General features: G+C 56.9%; 17 protein-coding genes and 1 pseudogene. 14 read left to right on the top strand and 4 right to left on the bottom strand.

What is annotated here, in order from left to right:
* The first annotated feature begins 72 nt into the window (after positions 1-72).
* The 5 genes and pseudogenes from NB063_RS21845 (at position 73) to NB063_RS21830 (ending at position 4,017) form a co-directional block, all read left to right on the top strand.
* Positions 73-1,242 carry a DUF1570 domain-containing protein gene (locus tag NB063_RS21845; protein WP_250930993.1) on the top strand — a complete coding sequence of 390 codons (1,170 nt, stop codon included), beginning with the start codon at positions 73-75 and terminating at the stop codon, positions 1,240-1,242.
* A gap of 209 nt (positions 1,243-1,451) precedes the next feature.
* Positions 1,452-1,790, top strand: a pseudogene (locus tag NB063_RS32665) (EF-hand domain-containing protein); the annotation flags it as partial.
* Positions 1,791-1,986: 196 nt separating this feature from the next.
* Entirely contained in the window at positions 1,987-2,727 is a 741-nt protein-coding gene (locus NB063_RS21840) for a hypothetical protein (protein ID WP_250930992.1), read from the top strand.
* Positions 2,727-2,930, top strand: coding sequence for a hypothetical protein (locus NB063_RS21835; RefSeq protein WP_250930990.1), 204 nt, complete (start codon positions 2,727-2,729; stop codon positions 2,928-2,930). Before NB063_RS21840 ends, NB063_RS21835 begins: the two co-directional genes overlap by 1 nt.
* Positions 2,931-3,072: 142 nt before the next feature.
* A complete protein-coding gene (locus tag NB063_RS21830; protein WP_250930983.1) occupies positions 3,073-4,017 on the top strand; it encodes a hypothetical protein in 945 nt (314 codons plus the stop codon).
* Positions 4,018-4,155: 138 nt separating this feature from the next.
* On the opposite strand, the gene NB063_RS21825 is transcribed toward NB063_RS21830, so the two are convergent.
* From NB063_RS21825 to NB063_RS21815, 3 genes are all read right to left on the bottom strand, one after another.
* Positions 4,156-4,782 carry a hypothetical protein gene (locus NB063_RS21825; protein WP_250930981.1) on the bottom strand — a complete coding sequence of 209 codons (627 nt, stop codon included), beginning with the start codon at positions 4,780-4,782 and terminating at the stop codon, positions 4,156-4,158.
* 70 nt (positions 4,783-4,852) lie between these two features.
* A complete protein-coding gene (locus tag NB063_RS21820; RefSeq protein WP_250930979.1) occupies positions 4,853-6,916 on the bottom strand; it encodes a serine/threonine-protein kinase in 2,064 nt (687 codons plus the stop codon).
* Positions 6,917-7,039: 123 nt separating this feature from the next.
* A complete protein-coding gene (locus NB063_RS21815; RefSeq protein WP_250930978.1) occupies positions 7,040-7,864 on the bottom strand; it encodes a hypothetical protein in 825 nt (274 codons plus the stop codon).
* Between the two features lie 363 nt (positions 7,865-8,227).
* On the opposite strand from NB063_RS21815, the gene NB063_RS21810 reads away from it, so the two are divergent.
* The 6 genes from NB063_RS21810 (at position 8,228) to NB063_RS21785 (ending at position 14,548) form a co-directional block, all read left to right on the top strand.
* Positions 8,228-8,443 carry a hypothetical protein gene (locus NB063_RS21810; RefSeq protein WP_250930976.1) on the top strand — a complete coding sequence of 72 codons (216 nt, stop codon included), beginning with the start codon at positions 8,228-8,230 and terminating at the stop codon, positions 8,441-8,443.
* Between the two features lie 483 nt (positions 8,444-8,926).
* Positions 8,927-9,436 carry an FxsA family protein gene (locus NB063_RS21805; protein ID WP_250930975.1) on the top strand — a complete coding sequence of 170 codons (510 nt, stop codon included), beginning with the start codon at positions 8,927-8,929 and terminating at the stop codon, positions 9,434-9,436.
* A gap of 149 nt (positions 9,437-9,585) precedes the next feature.
* Positions 9,586-10,650 carry an NAD-dependent epimerase/dehydratase family protein gene (locus tag NB063_RS21800; protein WP_250930973.1) on the top strand — a complete coding sequence of 355 codons (1,065 nt, stop codon included), beginning with the start codon at positions 9,586-9,588 and terminating at the stop codon, positions 10,648-10,650.
* Positions 10,647-12,272, top strand: a complete 1,626-nt coding sequence (locus NB063_RS21795; RefSeq protein WP_250930972.1) for an ArnT family glycosyltransferase — start codon at positions 10,647-10,649, stop codon at positions 12,270-12,272. Before NB063_RS21800 ends, NB063_RS21795 begins: the two co-directional genes overlap by 4 nt.
* Positions 12,265-13,056 carry a glycosyltransferase family 2 protein gene (locus tag NB063_RS21790; RefSeq protein WP_250930970.1) on the top strand — a complete coding sequence of 264 codons (792 nt, stop codon included), beginning with the start codon at positions 12,265-12,267 and terminating at the stop codon, positions 13,054-13,056. The genes NB063_RS21795 and NB063_RS21790 overlap by 8 nt, the downstream gene beginning before the upstream one ends.
* Positions 13,057-13,252: 196 nt before the next feature.
* Positions 13,253-14,548, top strand: a complete 1,296-nt coding sequence (locus tag NB063_RS21785) for a DUF2314 domain-containing protein (protein ID WP_250930969.1) — start codon at positions 13,253-13,255, stop codon at positions 14,546-14,548.
* Positions 14,549-14,615: 67 nt separating this feature from the next.
* Here the strand turns inward: NB063_RS21785 and glmM are convergent, their stop codons facing one another.
* Entirely contained in the window at positions 14,616-15,962 is a 1,347-nt protein-coding gene (gene glmM, locus NB063_RS21780) for a phosphoglucosamine mutase (RefSeq protein ID WP_250930959.1), read from the bottom strand.
* A 228-nt stretch (positions 15,963-16,190) separates the two neighbouring features.
* Between glmM and NB063_RS21775 the strand changes: the two genes are divergently transcribed.
* The 3 genes from NB063_RS21775 to NB063_RS21765 are packed head-to-tail and all read left to right on the top strand — an operon-like array spanning position 16,191 to position 19,695.
* Positions 16,191-17,918: a formylmethanofuran dehydrogenase subunit A gene (locus NB063_RS21775; protein ID WP_250930957.1), complete on the top strand. Its 1,728-nt coding sequence runs from the start codon at positions 16,191-16,193 to the stop codon at positions 17,916-17,918.
* Positions 17,915-18,922 (top strand): formylmethanofuran--tetrahydromethanopterin N-formyltransferase, encoded by a 1,008-nt coding sequence (gene fhcD / locus NB063_RS21770; protein ID WP_250930956.1) that lies wholly within the window; start codon positions 17,915-17,917, stop codon positions 18,920-18,922. Before NB063_RS21775 ends, fhcD begins: the two co-directional genes overlap by 4 nt.
* A complete protein-coding gene (locus tag NB063_RS21765) occupies positions 18,919-19,695 on the top strand; it encodes a formylmethanofuran dehydrogenase subunit C (protein WP_250930954.1) in 777 nt (258 codons plus the stop codon). The genes fhcD and NB063_RS21765 overlap by 4 nt, the downstream gene beginning before the upstream one ends.
* Positions 19,696-19,698 lie beyond the last annotated feature (3 nt).

Here is a 19,698-nt window from a genome sequence, read left to right as displayed (position 1 = left end):
CGACGCTCGTCTAACGATCGTTTCCATCACTCCGTGCCGATGCAACCGGTTGTTACAAGGATGCTCCGCCAAATGCGATCGATCACGCTGGCGATGAGTGTCACCTGCGCGGTGACACTTGGTTCAGGAATCGTGGCCGCCGAACCCGGCGGCGGCTCTCGACCGAGTAGCTCGACACCTGTCGCGAACCGGGTTTCCGCACGCGGCGTTGTCAATCGAACCGCGGCTCGACAGGGGCCCCACCCGGTTCAGTTCCTTGTCGATTCACGGTGGCAGACCGGATTGCATTTGATCGATTCGGCGACGGAATCGCTCGTAATCGCAGAAGATGGATGGCTACATACCGTTGCGGCCAACCAGCGAGAACAGTTGATCCGGATCACCGACGAGCGGTTCGAACCGGCATCAGCCACCCGGATGCGTAATCATCTTCAAGCCGAGTTCGGTCCGAAATTCGAAGTAGTGGCCACCAACAATTTTTTGGTCGTGCAGCCTCGTGGTCGAGGTGACCGTTGGCCAAAGATGTTTGAAGATTCCCATCGTTCTTTCGTCGACTACATGTCCAAACGAGGTGTCAAAGTCCGTACCGGACGTTTCCCGATGGTCGCCGTTGTTCTGCCAGATGCGCGGGCGATGTACGACGAACTCGACCGGCTCGGGATTGACGTCTCACGGGTTGCAGGCATCTACGCCAACCGCTGCAACCGTGTGATGACACACGACGGCGGCCGTTTGTCGGACATCGCAGCGACGGTGCGTCACGAAGCCGCACACCAATCCGCGTTCAATTCGGGAGTGCACAGCCGAGTGAACGACACGCCGAGTTGGATCACCGAGGGAATCGGACAAATGTTTGAACCCGAAGCCCTCGCGTCAGGTCGTGCGGGAGCCGGTCTCAGTGATCGATTGAATCGCGAATCCCTGAACCATTTACGAAAACACCTATCGTTTCGTGATTCCGATGAAATCACCGCATGGGTGGAACAACTCGTCGATGGCGATGAAGCCTTCCGCGATGCCGGCAACGTGCACACCGCCTACGCGGTCGCTTGGGCGATGATGTTTTATCTGTCTGAACGAGACAGCGAATCGTTTGCAGACATTTTGAACTTCACCGCAACGCGACCCCCGTTTGAGGCCTACCGCCGCGGCCAACGTCGAATCGATTTCGAACGGATCGTGGACACCGACACGGCGACGTTTTCGAAACGCTTGATGCGATTTCTGATTTCGTTGCCGTAGGCTCAAAATGCATACGCCGTTGGTCGATCACACGACCAATTGGTCGATCGCAAACGCTTCCCGTTTGATCCATCATCTCCACGTTGCTCAGCGAGTTTATCTTGCGTGTCCAGGTTGGATTTTGAGGATCAGCGCGAAACCTTTGCGGTGAGGTCAGGTTAGAAGAGTTGAGATACACCCCACAATTTCTTCTCGAAGGCGAAACCAAGATGCGTACGAAATGGATGAGTTTGCTGCTAGTGATGAGTGCGACGTGGATGCTCGCACCCACCGTATCCGCTCAGCCCCCAAACCGTGAAGGCCAAGGAGGACCGGACCGCGGAGGGCCACCTGCGGGCCGATTCGAACAAGGCGGTCCCGCAGCACGTGGCGAATCCGATCGTGGAGGCCCCGGTCGTCCGTCTGAAATGGGCCAGCCTGGAGGAATGGGTCCTGGAGGAATGGGACACGGGGGAATGGGTCCCGGGCGAATGATGCAAATGCTGCCAATCTTCTCCGCGATCGATACCGATGGAGACGGGACGATCTCAAGCAAAGAGATGAAAAACGCATCGGCCGCACTCAAATCGCTCGACAAGAACGAAGACGGCAAGCTTGATGCGACCGAGACGAGACCCGATTTCTCTGGCCGCTTTGCAGCTTCTCAACGAGGCCCTCGCGGTGGCAACGAGATGGCGCGAGACCGCGGACCGCATTCCCGTGATCGGGTAACACCAAACGCCCCCTCCCGCGAGAGAGGACAGCGTGGTCGGGATGCTCAATCACGAGATCGAAGAGACTTTGGTCGGGATGCCCATTCACGAGGCCGAGAACACAACGCTCGCGGTGATCGTTCGCGAGGTCGAGGTCACGACGCTCGGAATGAGCGTTCACGTGGCCGGGACCACAACGCCCGCCAACACGAACCGCGTGGTGGCAAACACAGCGCACGTGGGCAAGGTTCACGCGGCAACAAATCCGGTGCACGCGATGGCCGAAGCCGTGGCGGCCAACGCGACGCACGTCATTCCGGGTCACGTCGCGATCATTCTTTTGGTCGCCAAGATTCGGCGAAAAATCGCGGACCTCGTGGTGCCGAACACGGTACCCAAGAACGCGGCCCCCGCGACCATGATCATGGAACCCGTGGAGACCGACCACAAGCTCGCGAGCACGCCGACCGTGATGGCGATAAACATGCCGAACACGCTGCTAAACCGCATGCAGACAAACAAGCCGCCAAAGCAACCCCTAAAGGTGGCTCGGGAGACAGCGATCGCAAAGCCGGGGACAGTCCTCGTCAACGCGAACCGGGTGCACGCGAGGGCGGCCCTCGGGATGGTGGACGTGGTGCAGACGGACCACGCGCCGGCGGACCTCGTGGAGAAGGCGGGCCTCGTGGAGAGGGTGGACCTCGCGGAGAAGGTGGCCCCCGCGGAGAGGGTGGACCCCGTGACGGCGAAGGCGGCCCACGTCCTGGTGGCGCCGGCATGGTCGAGCGGCTGATGCAACTCGATGCCAACGACGACGGCGAGTTATCCGCCGAGGAGCTCAGCAGCATCGCGGAACGAGGACAACGAATGTTCCAGTGGGCTGACGAGGACAAGGACGGCGCCCTTTCGAAAAAAGAGCTCGAAACGATGAAAACGCGTGGGGAAGCGATGCGTCAAGGCCGCGGTGGCCGAGACGACGAGCAAGCCCGCGACTGAAGACGTCTGGCGATTAGATCGCCGAGAGAACTTTCATGATTTTCAGGTAACACATTCCAAAGCATTTCGCTTGGTGAGTTGTGAGGCGACCTTGGTCGCAAAATACGCACTCAACGCTCAACACGCTCTGGAAGTCTGAATCATGAAAGTTCAAGTCAAAAACTGGATCCGATCCGCCACCGCACTCGCCGTCCTCACGGCAACCTGCTCCCCCGTCCATGCCTGCGGCGGTGGCGGGGGTGGATATCGTGGCGGCGGATATGGCGGGAGTTACGGCTATGCGTCCGCGAGCCCCTCCTACTATGGCGGCTCCGCATACTCATCACCGGTCCGATACGCGAATCCCCCGCAGGTTCACAACCCGGTCTCTCCGGCTGCTCCGAGCCGATTCCAGACCGCAAGCCGTTCTGCTCCACCTGTTTCGTTCTCAAACGGAAACCAGTCCGCGGCCCAGTTCCAACGACAGTCTACTGCTCAGACGTCCTTCCAATCGGCACCTCAGCAACAACAGCAGCGACAATCGTTTTCGAACAGCGGAAACAACCCGTTCAACAACCAAGCAGCTAGCCAAACGGCCGTTCGTTCCAACCCGGCCTCCGCCCAGCCTGTCCGCCAATCGAATACTCAGCCGGCTGTCGCTCAAACACAGCGACCGGCAACGCCAGCCCCCCCGGCAAACACCGAAGCGTCCGCGTTACAAATGCTCGCGTCGCTCAGCGGCGGTGGTGCTCCGACACGACAATCGGCTTCGGCGTCCTCCGCAAGCATTCCGGAATTCGGAACCGTCGCCAGTGCCACTCAGGCCAGCCCTACTGCACCCCATATCGGAACATGGACCGTCTCACTGCCCGGTGATCAATCCGTCTCGTTGATCCTCAATGAGGACAACAGTTTCACTTGGTCAGCCACCAAGGGCGGCAGCACAAAGAGTTTCAACGGTCAGTATCGCCTCAGCGAAAACAAACTGTCTTTGGTCCGGGCCAGCGACTTGCAACAAATGCAAGGAAGTTGGACCGCTTCGGCCAACGGATTCATTTTTAAGGTCGACGGCGACACCACCGGAGCATTGAATTTCTCCCGCTCCTAAACAGCGGAAATAAGACGACCTGTGCAGTGCTCAAACACAACAGGAATTCTCAAGGGTAGGGCGATTGCGGTGCGGCAATCACGAACCGATGCGTTTGCGAGTAGAGATCGTTTCTCTCTCGCGGACGCATCGGTTTTCTCATTGCGCGACCGGCCGCTGCTGACGCGAAGAAAGCCATCCAAACAGGATTGACCCGCTGAGCAATCCGGCCAAACACATGCCTCCCAAGATTCCCACCGCTGCGAGCCGGTGTTGCAGTTGTTGGTTTTGGATCAACCGATCGAGCACTTGCTGATGTGACTTATCGATTCGCAGCAGACACGCACTCTCGTACTGCACCACATCACCCGTTTTCACTGTCCCGTCATAACGACGCGAGATGAGCTCGTCTCGAACCCAATCCAATTCGACGCCGATCTCCGCAGCATCTATTTCGCGGGACAAGCCTTGTAGTTTCTGGTCGACGTAGTTCTCGACCGCGCCGAGTGCCATCACTTCCATCATTTCCACCGCCGCCTCAGGCGAAGGGGCAGGCCCCGAACTGACCGCAATGAACACGTCTTCGCCGTCAACCGGATCCATCGGACTGCGTCCCTCATCGATCCAAGTTGGACGATCCAAGGGGTAATCAACGTGATCCAAAGGCGGAACACTCAACGCAACCGGCGCGGAAGCTTCTTTGTCAGCGGCCTCGTCCGCCAAACCTGCCTGCGGAGCAAACACACAGCCGAAGATGGCGAGCGATAACACAAGTGCGATTTTCATTGGTTCATTCATTGAGACATCTCATCAAAACGATGACGGCAAAGATTTGCGAAACGATCCGCACCTCCGGTCAAGAGGCGTTCAACGACGTAACCGAATCCGCTTTCACCCAAGGAGCCGACATCTGCGTCATCACCACGATACCGCCTGCGATCAACATGCCCGCAGGTTGAGGAACAGGAATCATTTGATGGATGACCCATTCTCCCACAACAGCGACCGACACGGCCCACAGGCTTAGTCTCGCACGACGAAGCGGGTCAACCGGCTTCCACATCCGGAGCAACGCGAACAACGCCGCGAAATGAGCCATCATGGCTGCCGCTTTGGGTATCCCCGAAGCTTGATAGAACGTTGTCGGCAGTGATGTCGCGTCAATGTCCCGGCTAAGCCCTTGATCCAACGGCACCATCAACACGTCCGCGAGCATGTAAGCGACCACGCCGATCCCGGCACCGAGAAACGCAGCCATCAAACGGCGAGTAAAACCGTCCCCTTCGCTCGATTCCCATGCCTTTCCGAGGCCCAGCAAGCCGAACGAACCGAGCCATACCACGCATGCCATCCAAACGTAGGGCGCGATCGTCAGGGGGCTGACTTCTGAGTTTCGCAGCCCGATCACCGATGAGATCAACAATAACGTTCCCGCAACGACCAACGAGATCATTCCCGACGTCGTCCACTCCGCCGCTAAGGACAATTTTGTACGCTGCGCCAACGACTGTCGTAACATCTGTCGCACCTGAGCTTTCGATAACTGGGCCGGAACCGATCGTCTCCGTGTCACTGGGGTAGCTCCACCCTGGTTCATCCCGTTCTGCGGGTGCCCCGGCGACCCGCCATGGACGAAATGCGCCCCGCGTCGGTCATGACCTGGGTGCGTGTGGGCATAGGTATCGGGCTCCGCAATCTGCAACACGATGTGCCGGATCACGTAGTAGGGGATGTAAAAAAATCCGATCAGGGACAGCATCGGCAGCAACCAGTGCGTGTTGATCAACAAAATCACCACAGTGGCGAGAACCATCACGAACTTCGACCCCGGCGAGCGTTCGAGGTTTTGCCACCATCGACTCAAATCACCAAAGCTCATGCGAATCGCCCGAGCGATCGGTTCCTCCGTCGTGGGATGGCTCAAGACGACGTGAGGCGATGGGGTGTGCGCGGCGGGCTGGGTCACGTGGACCGGTGCTTCCACGGACGCCGGCTGAGGTATCGGCTGCGCCGTCACCGTCGGAGGGTTTTGTGCCAAGGAACCATGCGGGTTTGACGACCATGTCATCGGTTGTCCCACATCATTCGCCCATGGCGTCAATTTCATCATCGACGCAATATCGCTCGGTCGATCCTTTGGATTTTTTTGCAAACACGCCGCGATTGCCGGGCGCAGTTCCTTCGGAATCGTGGAGAGATCGGGTGTGTCAGTGAGATGTTTGACGACGATTTCCTGCGGCGTCTCTCCGTCGAAGGGCAACGCTCCGGTGAGCAGCTCAAACAGGATGATCCCCATCGCATAGATATCAATCTCGCGTCCGTATTGTCCGCGTCCGATCTCCGGAGCCATGTAATGCAACGTACCGACGCTCTCGGTGTGCCCGCTGCGATGTGACGACGAGATGAACTTACTCAGCCCGTAGTCGCCGACTTTGATAATCCCATTGTCATCGAACAAGTTGCCGGGTTTCAAATCTCGATGAACGAGTCCGGCCGAGTGCAGGTGTGCGGTCCCGGCGGCCATGCCGCAAAACCAACGACGGACTTCATCCATGGTCAGCCCGCTCGGCAACGACTTGCCGCCCTGCACAGTCGCCCGACAGATGCGTCCTGATGGATCCGCCTCGTCGAGCACTTCACGCAGGTTCTTGCCTGCGACATATTCCATTACCACCCAAGCCTGGTCGTCTTTGTCACGGCAGATGTCGTGCAAGGAAACCAGGTTGGGGTGTTTGAGATTGAGACAGTGCGAAACGCCTCTCAGCTCGACGTCGAGGTTGCGTTGGATGCGTTTCAACGCAACCTCTTTGCCTGCTTGGCTGAGCGCAAAATAAACTTCACCGAAGCCGCCGATGCCGATACCACGATTGATCGTGTACCGGTCTAAGACAGTTTCGTTAGGGGAATGCGTGAAGTTCATGATGGTTTCGTTGATATCGAACTCGCCGAAATAAAGAGGCTATCACTTCGCAAACCGACGCGAATCGTCGATCGCTCCGGCACCGGGCGGCCAACGCCACCCTCGGTGTCGGACGCTCGTGGATTACAGCGAGGAATCGGCACTCAAGTCGATCGAGACGAGAGCATCTGAACCTGACCCGTTAACCCTATTCATATACGCGGAGATGTCTTCTAGCAAATTCTCGTCGGATGGTTCGTCGAGATCGATTTCACCGAAGTATTCCACGTCCACCTTCATCGTTTCTTCTTCGACATCGATTCGCATCGCGATCTCGTCGAGCAGCTCACGTGAACGCGACAACGCACTGTCATCGAGGTGCAGCTGGCTGCTGGTCTGAGCAACTCGCAACGCACCGACTCGGGCTTGCAAATTTTCGACTTCGACTTCGAGTTGACGTCGTGCATCGAGCATCGCTTCCATCCGCTCGCTGGCGGCCCTCAACGAAGCTTGACGAGCCGACAGCATCTTCTGCAACTTTTCAGAAGTCTCCTGACGGGTTTTGAATCGTTTGAAGCGATTACCCAGATCCGATTTGACCTGCACCGAAGTGTAGGTCTTTCCGCCGTAACTGTAGCTAGGGCTTTCGTCACGCAAGTCGTCGCTGAGTCGTTCGATCTCGCTTTGCGCTTTGGCCAATCGCATGTCCGTTTCGCTGAGTTGCCGCTCGAGTTTAGCGACTTCAATTTTTTCCTGAGCAATTCGGCGGGCGTTATCCTGAATTTCAGGCTGGAGATCAGCGATCATTGTCCGAGCCCGTTTGAGTTCCCATTCCAGCGGCACCGCGTCGCTGGCCGAATCGGTCAGGTAATTCCAGCCGCAGCGGGCGTAGGAACCGATCGGCGTTGCGAGCGTGATTCCGGATAACAATGCGAACGTCGTTCCGGCCAAGAATAGTTTGCGTAACATGGTGGTTTCCCCAATTTTCGAAGTGTTTTGTCCGTTCACCGGTTACCCGCACGAGCGGCGTAATCGCCCTTCTTCAAAAGCACGGGCAGGTGGGTGGTCTAACGTGTTCTTCGTTCTAGGCAGAGGAATCTTGGCAAGCTGGCGCGAAATTTCTGACGATTCCTGATGTACTGCGAATTTCGCCACCTTTCGGGCGAAAATGCCTTGCCACCTGTCACTATTTCTGCGAAATCGGACATGTACTCACTAGAAACTGCACTCTTCGAGCGATCAGACTGGCCGAACGGCATCGAATTTGCCGAACTTTTATTTAGCTCGGTGCATCTTACTAGAGTTCACTAATGCTTTTATTGGGAGTTCGTTATGTCTATCTCCTCTAATTCGACACCACCCTCCGGAGGGAACGATTGCTTCCAAGAAGCGATCGTGTCTCTTGACTGGCAGTCTCTCTCGATTCGTTTCGACGATGAAGTGTTTGCCTCCGATTTCGGTGGATGGATTGAAAAAGATCTCCTCGCCATGGAAGATCGCCTAAGCCATTTCGCCACCAAGTCTTCGACGCAGCGACGCAGCCGCTGAGGTTGTTCGGGACACGAAGGATTCGCGGTCGAACCAATGGTTCCCGCTATCCGTTTAGCCCTCGATGGCTACTGCGGGTTTGTTGGCGAGAGCATCTGCGTTGCGACAAATCGATTTTCGACCGCGTGTGACCTTGGGCCATTCATCTCCCAGTCCAACCTTCACCAGCCGGTAACCTCGGCACGGATCCTTTGAGGGCAGTCTTTTAGTCTGTCCCGCTCTTCTGGCAACGATTCCGTCGACACATCTGACGAGATTCTTCTGCCGCCTTTCTTAGACTGACTCAGTTTCAGTCAACAATGGATGCTCAGCGACCGAGCCGGCGATGAGCGAATAGCCTAGGAACACGGCCAGATCGAAATCCGCATGGGCTTCAAATTTCCACTTCGGAACGGCATTCGCTTCTACCTACTTGCAAACATCATTCTGGATGATTTCGGTGCCAAGGTGGCAGTCGATTGCGTCCCAAGGTGGAACTAACCAATGTTGATTCGATTATTAGCTGCGTTCATCCTAATTCCGTTCGTTGAATTGATTCTGCTGCTGCGGATGGCCGAGGCAACGAGTTGGTTGACAACGCTCACGATTGTGATTGTGACCGGAATCATCGGTTCGGTCTTGGCTCGCCGTGAGGGCATGGCAACGATCGCGCGGTTTCGTAGCGCCTTGGCTGAAGGACGCATGCCCGGACGTGAGATCCAAGACGGCATGATGATCGCCTTCGCCGCGGCGCTCTTGCTAACGCCAGGGTTGCTTACCGACTCGCTCGGCTTCCTATTGCTCACTCCATTCGGAAGACAACTCGTGGGCGGTTATCTGCGTCGCCGTTACAGCGGTCGATTCCAGGTACACACTTCGGGGTTCGGAACCAAGACCGACTCCGATTCGGACCGTGACTTCGAGCCGACGAGGACGACCTATTCGCAATCACCCGGCGATCGGTACACCGTCGATTCGCCAAGCTTCGGCCCCAAACAGCGGCAACCACATTAGGCGCCGCGGACGCGGTGGATCAAACTAGCCACCAATACGGATTGAACATTCAGTGAATCTGCCTGGACCATTCCGTTGTCGCAAGTTGGTTTTCCTGCTGCTATCCTAGAGGACCTCTCTCGTCTGACCTCTTCGATTCGAGTAGTCCTTTGAAGGTATTGATCACCGGCGCGTGCGGTTTTGTAGGCCACTGGGTCGCCGAGGCATTGCTATCACATCTGCCCAACGTGCAGCTCATCGGATTTGACAATCTATCTCGGTCCGGCAGCGAGTCGAACCGTCAGCATCTCCAATCCATGGGCGTCGAACTTGTCCACGGCGATCTTCGATGTTCCAGTGACCTGGACGCACTCACCGCGGTCGACTGGGTGATCGATTGCGCAGCGCTGCCGAGTGTCTTGGCTGGCACCGCCGGCAACACGTCACCAAGACAGCTTGTCGAACACAACCTTTCAGGTTCGCTCAACCTGCTCGAGTATTGCCGACGGTCTGATGCCGGTCTGATCCTGCTCAGCACAAGCCGTGTCTATTCGATTCGGCAACTCGCCGGCCTCCCATTGAAATGCCTCGATGATGCCTTTGTATTAGACCCCGAAGGAACACTGCCTCCCGGTATATCGACCGATGGCATTGATGAGACTTTTTCAACGACCCCTCCCATTTCGCTTTACGGATCTACCAAACTCGCCACCGAAACGATGGCGTGGGAGTATTCGGAAGCCTTCGGTTTTCCTCTCCGGATCAACCGCTGCGGCGTTCTTGCCGGTTCCGGTCAGTTTGGTCGAGCGGACCAGGGAATCTTTTCGTTTTGGATTCATTCCTATCTGGGTCGTCGGTCTTTGCGGTACATCGGTTTCGATGGCAAGGGACATCAGGTCCGTGACTGTTTGCATCCGTGGGATGTGGCGTTGCTGGTCATCAAACAAATTGAAACGGGATCTGATCCGAGCAAACCGGTAATTGCGAACGTCAGTGGCGGTATCGATTCAGCACATTCGCTCCGCCAACTGAGCGAGTGGTGCCATGAGAATCTCGGCGAACACGACGTTGCCTCGTCAAAAGAACAACGGCCGTTTGATCTACCCTGGGTGGTGCTAGATTCGCGACTTGCCCAAGAGGCGTGGGACTGGCAACCGACCATGGACGCGACGAGTATCTTGGAAGAGATCGCCGAGCACGCGCGAGCAAACCCATACTGGTTGGATCTCGCATGATCGAGAACAACGACAGTGCCGACGCGGAGACCGACGCAGACAACGAGCGGGCGCGGGAACGCTCACGATACCGAAACCTTTTGTACGTGCTCGTTCCGATTGCGTTGTTCACTGTCTTGCGTCTTCCGGCGTTGATCCACCAACCCGGCATGCAAGATGAACAGTGGTTTGCGGTTCCCGGCCTAACGGTTTGGCAGGAAGGAATTCCTCGCATCCCGTATGTGCCGACACGCAGACGAGAAACGCTATTTGAAAATGCAGATGTTTGCTTGATGGCATTGCCGCCGGGACTGTTTTATGTCCAGGCTCCATTCTTTGCGGTCTTTCCCGCTGGGTACGCGACGGCACGGATTCCACTATTCCTCGGCGCCCTTGTCGCGATCGTGTTGACGTTTCGCACCACAAGACTGCTAAGCCGCCGCGTCGTCGCGAGCGAGGAGCAGCGACGATCAGAATTTGCGATACCTGCGATCGTGGCAGGTGTTGCGGCGACGAGCATTGCCGTTTCGCGTCCGTTACTTTTTACGGGACTCACGACGCGTCCCGACTTGTTGTGCATCCTTTGCGGGTGGGTGGCGATTCTCATTCTTTGGAAACGCTTATCACTGGATCGACTGAAAGATTCCTTCTTGATCGGTTGTGTCTGCGGGCTCGGCGCATTGTTTCATCCGTTCGCTTTGGTCTTTTGCATTCAGGTCGGAGTTGCCGGGTTGTTCGGTGCCGGAACTTGGAAACGGCGAATTCTTCATGTGTTGTCGATGGCGGGGGGAACGGTCGCGGTTCTGCTGCTATGGCTGCCGTTGATCCTGGCATTTCCTCATGAGTTTCGTAGCCAGTTTTTTGCCAATGTCCTCGACCGCGCTGGCCCGGGACTCCCTTCACGACTTCTGTGGCCGCTGCCGGCGTTACGGCATCATGCGGGCCTGCTGTGGGAATTCCTGGGTCCCGCTCAATGTGCGTTGCTCGCCATCGGGCTCATCCTCGGTTCCTTCACTTTGTGGCGTACCCGCCGCGACCGCATCGCCATCGGTTACATCGCGCTGGTGTGGTCGAGCGTTTACTTGACCGCGACCGTCGCCGGCCTGCACCCCACCAAAGGTTATTGGATGTACCCTTTTATGTGGATCATAGTCCTGCTGGTCGTGTCGACGTGGCACGGCGCCGCTTGGTTGGCGGGAACTGGCTCCTCGATCAGACGACGCGAACTCATGTTTTCAGCGATTTCGCTGTTCCTACTCATGGCTCTCATCCCCGGTTCCGGACTGCGCACCACGTGGCTCTACATTACGCACTGGCATGACGATCGCTACCATGGCCCTTCCTTTATCGACGGCGTGCTGAACGAACTTCCTCACACGGGCGTGTTCTATGCCGACCTCAGCTACGTGTTCGATGTGTACCTGAGCGGCCGCGAAACACGTTTGTGCCAGGAACGCGAACAGTACTGGGGTGACGAGGAAATCGACTACGCGTACTTGATCCTGTCTTGGGAGGGCGAAGACGCCGGATGGGCGGAACAATACGACGGCAAGTGGGTTCGCCGGATCGGAAGCCGAGAAACGGACCAGAGCTGTTTCGTGGATCTTTATCAACCTGCTGCCCCCGACCGTCCCAATGAGTGAAGCTCCTGAACTCTCAGTCGTGATCCCGGCCTATAACGAGCAAGAAAATATAGGCCCGTGCCTGGACGAGTTGCTGGAATTCCTGATCGATCAACATGGGATTTCGACCGAAGTCATCGTGGTCAACGACAACAGCCAAGACAACACGGAAAGCGAGGTTTTCAAGCGACGTGATCGCTGGCCCGGTATTCGGGTCGTACGCAGGCAAGCCCCGGGTGGATTCGGGCGTGCGATCCGCGCCGGCTTGGAATTCGTGACTGGAGAAGTCGTTGTCATCTACATGGCTGATCGGTCCGATCACCCCAAAGACGTCCTGGCTTACTACCGCACCATCCAGGAAGGCTACGACTGTGTGTTCGGTTCACGCTTCGTCAAAGGAGCCTCCGTTCAGCGATATCCGAGAGTGAAACTGATCGTGAATCGGATTGTGAACAAAGCGGTCCAGTGGATGTTTTGGACGGACATGAATGACCTCACCAATGCGTTCAAGGCCTACCGCCGAACCGTAGTCGAACACTGCGGCCCCTATCGCGCTTGTCACTTCAATATCACGTTGGAAATGTCACTGAGTGCTCTGATCAGCGGGTATAAAATCAAACAAATTCCTATCGGATGGGAAGGGCGAACGTGGGGGTCGAGCAATTTGAGAATGCAAGAGATGGGGCGTCGATATCTGTGCACGCTGCTCATGCTGTTCTTCCAACGCGTGCTGATGTCTGACGACGTTCGTGCCGAAAGCGACCGCCGGGAACGCATGGCGGTCGAAGTCACCCCGAATCAGTGAACATCGGTTTCACCTTCGCAGCGTCGATGCCTGACGATCTAAATCCGTGACGCGGCGGCGACGGGTTGTGACGGTTTGATTCGTACGTGGTACCTCTGAATGCTACAATCGTCGCTGCTATTTTGGGAATGAAAAGGCATTGCCTAATCGTCCAACTCTTCGTGTTCTCGACGACTCCTGGCCAGGGATTGATTCATTGAAACCGTTTCTTCAACGCCCACGGTTTGGCACGACGTCGACGGCATTTTGGGCCGCTGCGATCGGCCTCCTGCTCCTCTTCGTTGGTGTGGCGGGTGGGCCGAACCTCGTCGTCTTGGTGATGGGTATCTCCTTTCTCATCACCGCTGTTTTGATCTGGCAGGAATTGGCAGCGGGCTTGTGGATCGGCTTGATCATCTTTGGATTGATGACGCTGCTGCATGGTCTGCGAACGGCAATCGACTTCCAATGGCGATATCTCATTTACTGTCTCGCATTCGCACAATTTACCTATGAGTGCTGGAGCGGCCTGCGGCAAATGCGAGATCATCACGAACCTGAACAGACCGACGAAACCAGCGATGACGAATCCGATAAACCGATGATCTCGTTGGTACTGTTGCAACGCCAACAGAAGTATCTCGAAGACATGATCTTGGCCAAACTGGTCGAAGCGACGTGGGGCGGCGACTATTCACATGGCGACGGGGAAGACGACGACTCCGACGAACACGAGGGTGATGGGTTTGTCGTGGGAGAGAATCCTCTATTCATTATCAAAGCGCCCACCGGCATGTATTTGGTACACAATCTCGACGCGCCGTACTGGGATAACAAAGACGAAGTCGTTGAGGCGATTGGTGAACTGCGGCTTCGCAAGGCGGTTGAGGACCACACCGCTTGGCTCGCCGTCGACCTGCTCACACCCGGCGATGAAGAACCGGACATGAACGAAGCCTACCTACTCGTCGCCAAATTGCTGGTCGCTCTCGCTGATGAAGACACCTTGGCGGTCGTCCGCCCGGAATCAATGGACATCAACGTATGGTCCGAAGAAGTTGCCGATCGCCTGCTCACACCCGGTGCCTATGAAGATTTGTCTCATCAAGACAACGCTCCCGTCATTCCCATCGCAGAGGATAACCCGGCGATGCAAGCGGCAATCGCAACAGCGAAACAACGATGGCCAGAATTTGTCGACGCGTTTCAACAGCGTGCGAACCATCAGGCTGGCGATGAGGAATCGAGCTTCGTCGTCAAGGCAAAGATTACCGTTGATGATTCGACAGAATTCATCTGGGTCGACGTGATCGGCTTGGAACCCCACTTCGTCCACGGGTATCTCGCCAACGACCCGGTGGCGTTGGGCGATCTCAAACTCGGCAGCCAAGTTGAGTTCCCGATCGAGGACGTCTGCGATTGGTGCTATCAGAAAGACGACGAACCGGTCGGTCTATTCAGCCTTGAGGCGATCCGGCAGATCCAAGAGGCTGAGCAGTCAGACGAGCGATAGGAACACGACGTCCGGGAATGACACCGAGTCGATTCCTACCAGCACGCCGCGTGCCGCCTTCGGTCGATCAAGGATTCAGCAGCCCCGCCGCGACGTCACACATTGCCTTTGCCTTTGCCTCGGTTTCGGCTTCTGCAATCAATCGCACGATCGGTTCGGTGTTGCTACCTCGAACGAGCAGCCAGCAATCATCCCATTGCAACCGCAGCCCGTCGCCGGTTTGCGCTTGGGCGTCGCTAAAATGTTCCAGCAACCTTTGGAAGATTGCGGGCAACTGTTCGACCGATATCTCCGCTTTCTCTTTGTAGATAGCAAGTTGCGGCAACTCATCGGCGAGCTGACTGAGCGGTTTTCCGGTGCGAGCCATCAGGTCGAGCACCTGTGCCATTCCCACGAAACTGTCACGAACATACCCAACGGCCGGATCGATCGGACCGCCGTTGCCTTCGCCCCCGTACGACGCTTGGTTAGCGATCATCATGTCCGCAACATTGGCTTCACCAACGGAGCTTCGCAGCGTTTCGACGCCGTGCTGCTTGGCAACGATCCCGCTCATTGAACTGGTGGCTCCGTTGATGACGATCGGTCCGTCGGTACGTCCCACCATCATCGCGCGAGTCACGCACAACGCAAGCGTTGCCTCTTCACCGATGTAACGTCCATTTTCATCGATCAGCGCCAACCGATCGGCATCCGGGTCTTGGCAAAAACCGATCACACATTTGCTGCCCGCGACACGTGATGCGACTCCGGTCAGATTGTCCGCCGTGGGCTCGGGCACGTGTGCGAACAATCCGGTCGGCTCCGCGCCGACGGCTTCCACATCGCATCCGAGCGATTCGAGAAGACGCTTGCCGAGAATGCCGCCGGCGCCGTGGTTGCTGTCGATCAGGACAGAGAACGCTTGCTTGCGAACGAGATCGACGTCAATCGTTGCCAGCACTTTCTCGAGGTGCCCGACGTGCGGATCGTTATCGCGATGGGTCGAACCGATCTCGTCGAACGCACACCACGCGGCCGTCCCATTGAAATAGCCGTCACGAATCCTTGCGCCCGATTCGGCGTCGAGCACCCGACCGCTCGACCCGAACAGCTTGATCCCGTTGTAAGGCGGCGGGTTGTGGCTCGCCGAGATTTGCACCCCACCCGCTGCCGACCGCTCACGCACCAATACGCCGATCGTCGGAGTCGCGGCAACTCCCGCATCGATAACGTCACGTCCACACGCGTTCAATGCCGCCATGATCGCTGCGCCAAGCATGGGACCGGTGGTACGCCCGTCACGCCCGACAACGATTGGACCTGGAGGGATTGACGCGGCGAAACTGGCGACGAATCGACACGCGATATCCGGTGTCAACGTTTCTCCGACGATACCGCGTAAACCGCTGACGCTGATAATCAATTTGCTCATAAGAATCGCATGAAAAAGGGTAGCTCTAAAAATGACGTCGATCGCTCGTTGTGAGATCTCGCCGCATTACACTAATCACTCACACTCTACGAGAAAATGAGGGCAGATCTGGCACCGGCAAGCGGGCCTACTGATCAAGGCTGGATTGTGTGATAATCCAGTTGCGTCTCTCGATTGCCGCAGCAACCGATTCCACCTCGACCGATTCCACCTAGACCTCGAAGGCCCATGCTGACCTGTATCCGTGGCAGTCGTTTAATCGATCCTGATCGGTTTGGTCATCTGAGTGAACAGTCCTCCTCCGACGTCAAAGATTTATGGTTTTGCGACGAATCGATCGTCGATCCACCGGTCAACGGCGAGACACCTGATCTTGAGATCGATGCCAAAGGATGCGTCGTCATGGCGGGCGGCATCGATTTACATACCCACATCGGCGGCGGCAAAGTCACGCTCGCGCGCATGCTGCTGCGAGATCAAATGCCGCCCTGGCGAGAAGGACTTCCCCATGGAGAGTCCTCGCCGGCGACATCTCATTTTCTGCCCTCCGCACCCACCACGGCATCACGGTATCTCGACATGGGATACACCACCTGCCTTGAACCTGCGGTGATTCCTTGCAATGCCCGATCGGCACACGCCGAGATGGCCGACGTTCGGGGAATCGACACCGGCGGATACTGTTTGCTCGGCAACGACGATGTCCTGCTGCAACTGATCGCTGAGGATTCTCCTCAAGAAGTGATCAATGCGTATGTCGCCTGGATGTTGATGGCGACTCGCTGTATCGCGGTCAAGGTCGTCAATCCGGGAGGCATCAGTGCGTTCAAATTCAACACACGTTCCTTTGATGTCGACACGCCTCACCCGAAAAATGGGGTGACGCCGGGTCAGATCATCCGCGTGCTGAGTCGCGCGGTGCATGAAATCGGCCTAGCTCATCCGCTGCACATCCACTGCAGCAACCTCGGCGTGCCGGGCAACATCGCATCCACTCTCGCGACAATCGCGGCAGCCGACGGCTATCCGATTCACCTGACCCACGCACAGTTTCATTGCTACGGAACAGATGGCCCCTACAAGTTTTCATCCGCCGCGTGCCAATTGGTCGAGGCGATGAAAAAGCATCCGAACGTCACCATCGACGTCGGGCAAATTCAGTTCGGGCAAACCGTCACGATTAGTGCCGATACGATGCACCAGTATCAAAACACCCGACACGCAAAACCACGCAAGTCGGTGCTGGTGGACATCGAATGCGAAGCAGGATGCGGCGTCGTACCGTTTCGATATCGCCGCCGCGAGTTCGTGCATTCATTGCAATGGGCGATCGGTTTGGAACTGTTTCTCGCGATCGACGACCCTTCGCGAGTTTTCTTGACAACCGATCATCCCAACGGCGGCCCATTCACGGCATACCCACACCTGCTCGCGCTGCTGTCTGACCGATCGCTCCGGGAAACCGCCCTTGCCGAAATCCACGCCGATGCCGCGGCAGCGAGCTCACTCAAGGGTATCGAGCGTGAGTACTCGCTTGATGACATCGCCACAATGACTCGCACCGCGCCGGCAAAGATTCTCGGTCTCGATGATCGCGGCACACTCGCCCCAGGTCGAATTGCCGATGTTGTGATTTACCGTGAACAAGACAATATCGAAACCATGTTCAGGGTCCCTGAGATGGTATTCAAATCTGGCCGAATGATTCGCAAGCAAGGCACCTGCGTCAACATCGACTTGATGACACAGCCCGACCGAACCTTAGCCGTCGATCTGAATCGAGCCGAGATTGATTTCGACAAGAAACTCATCGCCGACTTCCGGGCCCGCTATGCAAAGCACGGAACGTTTGCCCTCGACCGGCTCTGGATCGACGACGGCGAAATGGAAGAGTGCCTCGGCAGTCGACTGCAACCGGCAGGCTTGCGGTCGCCCAACAACGGAGCGTCTGCATGACTGACAGCCCGAACGTCAACGTAACGGCCGAGCACTGGACGGAGAACGCAACGTTGCGGATCGCCGGCGTTCCGATCCAAGCGACGTTTGCGGAGGCTTTCGACATGAAGGTCACGAGGCTGATTATGACCGCCGCGGATCGCAGATGGTGCAACGACGCCGCTGCCGCGATGGTCGGATTCGGAACGAGCGTGATTGCCTGTGGCGTCGAAATCGCTGTCGAGCGTGAACTGACTCCCGAACAGACTCCTGACGGCCGACCTGGAGTTGCGATTCTCGCGTTTGCGGTATCGGGAAAAGAACTTGAAAAACAAATTCCTCGACGCGCCGGACAGTGCGTTTTGACGTGCCCCACAACCGCACTCTACGCGGGCTTGGATGGTGATCGAAGCATCTACCCCAATCGCGTTCCTATCGGGAAAGCTCTGCGGTACTTCGGCGACGGCATGCAGATCAGCAAACAAGTATTGCAAACGAATGCGGACGGTCGCGTCGAAGCGATCCGATATTGGCGGATCCCCGTGATGGATGGCGAATTCGTTTGCCAACATGATGTCGGACGAACCGAAGCGATCGGTGGGGGCAACTTCATTCTGCTCGGCCGCTCGATGCCAGCGGTGTCAAATGCCTGCCGTGCCGCCGTCGACGCGATTCGACAGATGCCCGGCGTGATCACACCGTTTCCCGGTGGTGCCACACGGAGTGGTTCCAAGGTGGGTTCGAAATACGCAACATTGTTCGCATCGACGAACGAAGCGTTCTGTCCAAGCCTTCGAAAAATAGCGGAGACAGAATTACCCGACGACGCGGCAGCAGTCCTCGAAGTGGTACTCGATGGGATGAGCTTTGATGAAATATCGGATGCGATGAAGGCCGGGATCACAGCCGCGTGCGAGAGCGTAGGTCGAGAAGGGTTGGTCGGTGTCACGGCCGGCAATTACGGCGGCAAGCTCGGACGACATCATTTCAAGTTGCATGACATCATGATGGAGCGTTCCTCATGAAAACCATCCTACTCTCGATCAAAGATTCTGATGCCGCGACGGTAGATGCATCCACTCTCAGATTGGATGAACTCGCCAAGAAAACAATCGACGAGATCGCGCGGCAAACGATTCGATCGGCAGATGGGGATCTCGAACTAGGCGACGTGTTTCGTGTCGAACGCTCTTCAAACGATTCCGCCGAACCGAGTTTGATCGTGCGAGGTGACTGTCGTGCGGTTCACAAACTGGGGCATCAACATCGCCTTGGACATATCCGCGTCGAAGGCAATATCGGAGATTGTTGCGGTTCATGCATGACGGGTGGCACCATCACTGTCAACGGAAATGCAGCAGACTATCTTGCTGCCCCAACCGGCACTCGCAACGTCGGAATGAACGGCGGGTTATTGGTGGTGACGGGCAATGTGGGCGACCACGCGGGGCATCGGATGCGACGCGGTGAGATTCGAATCAACGGCAATGCAGGCAATTCGATCGCGGCATGGCAGATTGCCGGAACCATCTTGGTAAGCGGCACAGTCGGTGAGCACCCCGCCTACGGGATGCGACGCGGCACACTGGTCTTAAGAACTCCGGTGCAACTGCCGGCGAACCGTTTCAGCGTCCCATTGCCTTTGGATAGTCCGTTTCAACACCTGATGCTCAACCGCCCGGGATTGCGTCCGAATCTTGCATCGCTCAGCCCAACAAACGCTCGCCTCACGTGGTGGGTCAGCCGAGGCGATCGTGCCATCAATGGTATCGGTGAAGTGTGGCACGTTCGCGATTAGATT

It is taken from the genome of Aporhodopirellula aestuarii (genome assembly GCF_023701485.1).
GTDB lineage: Bacteria > Planctomycetota > Planctomycetia > Pirellulales > Pirellulaceae > Rhodopirellula > Rhodopirellula aestuarii.
Note: the sequence above shows the minus strand (reverse complement) of the source record. Positions and strands in the feature narration are given on the sequence as shown.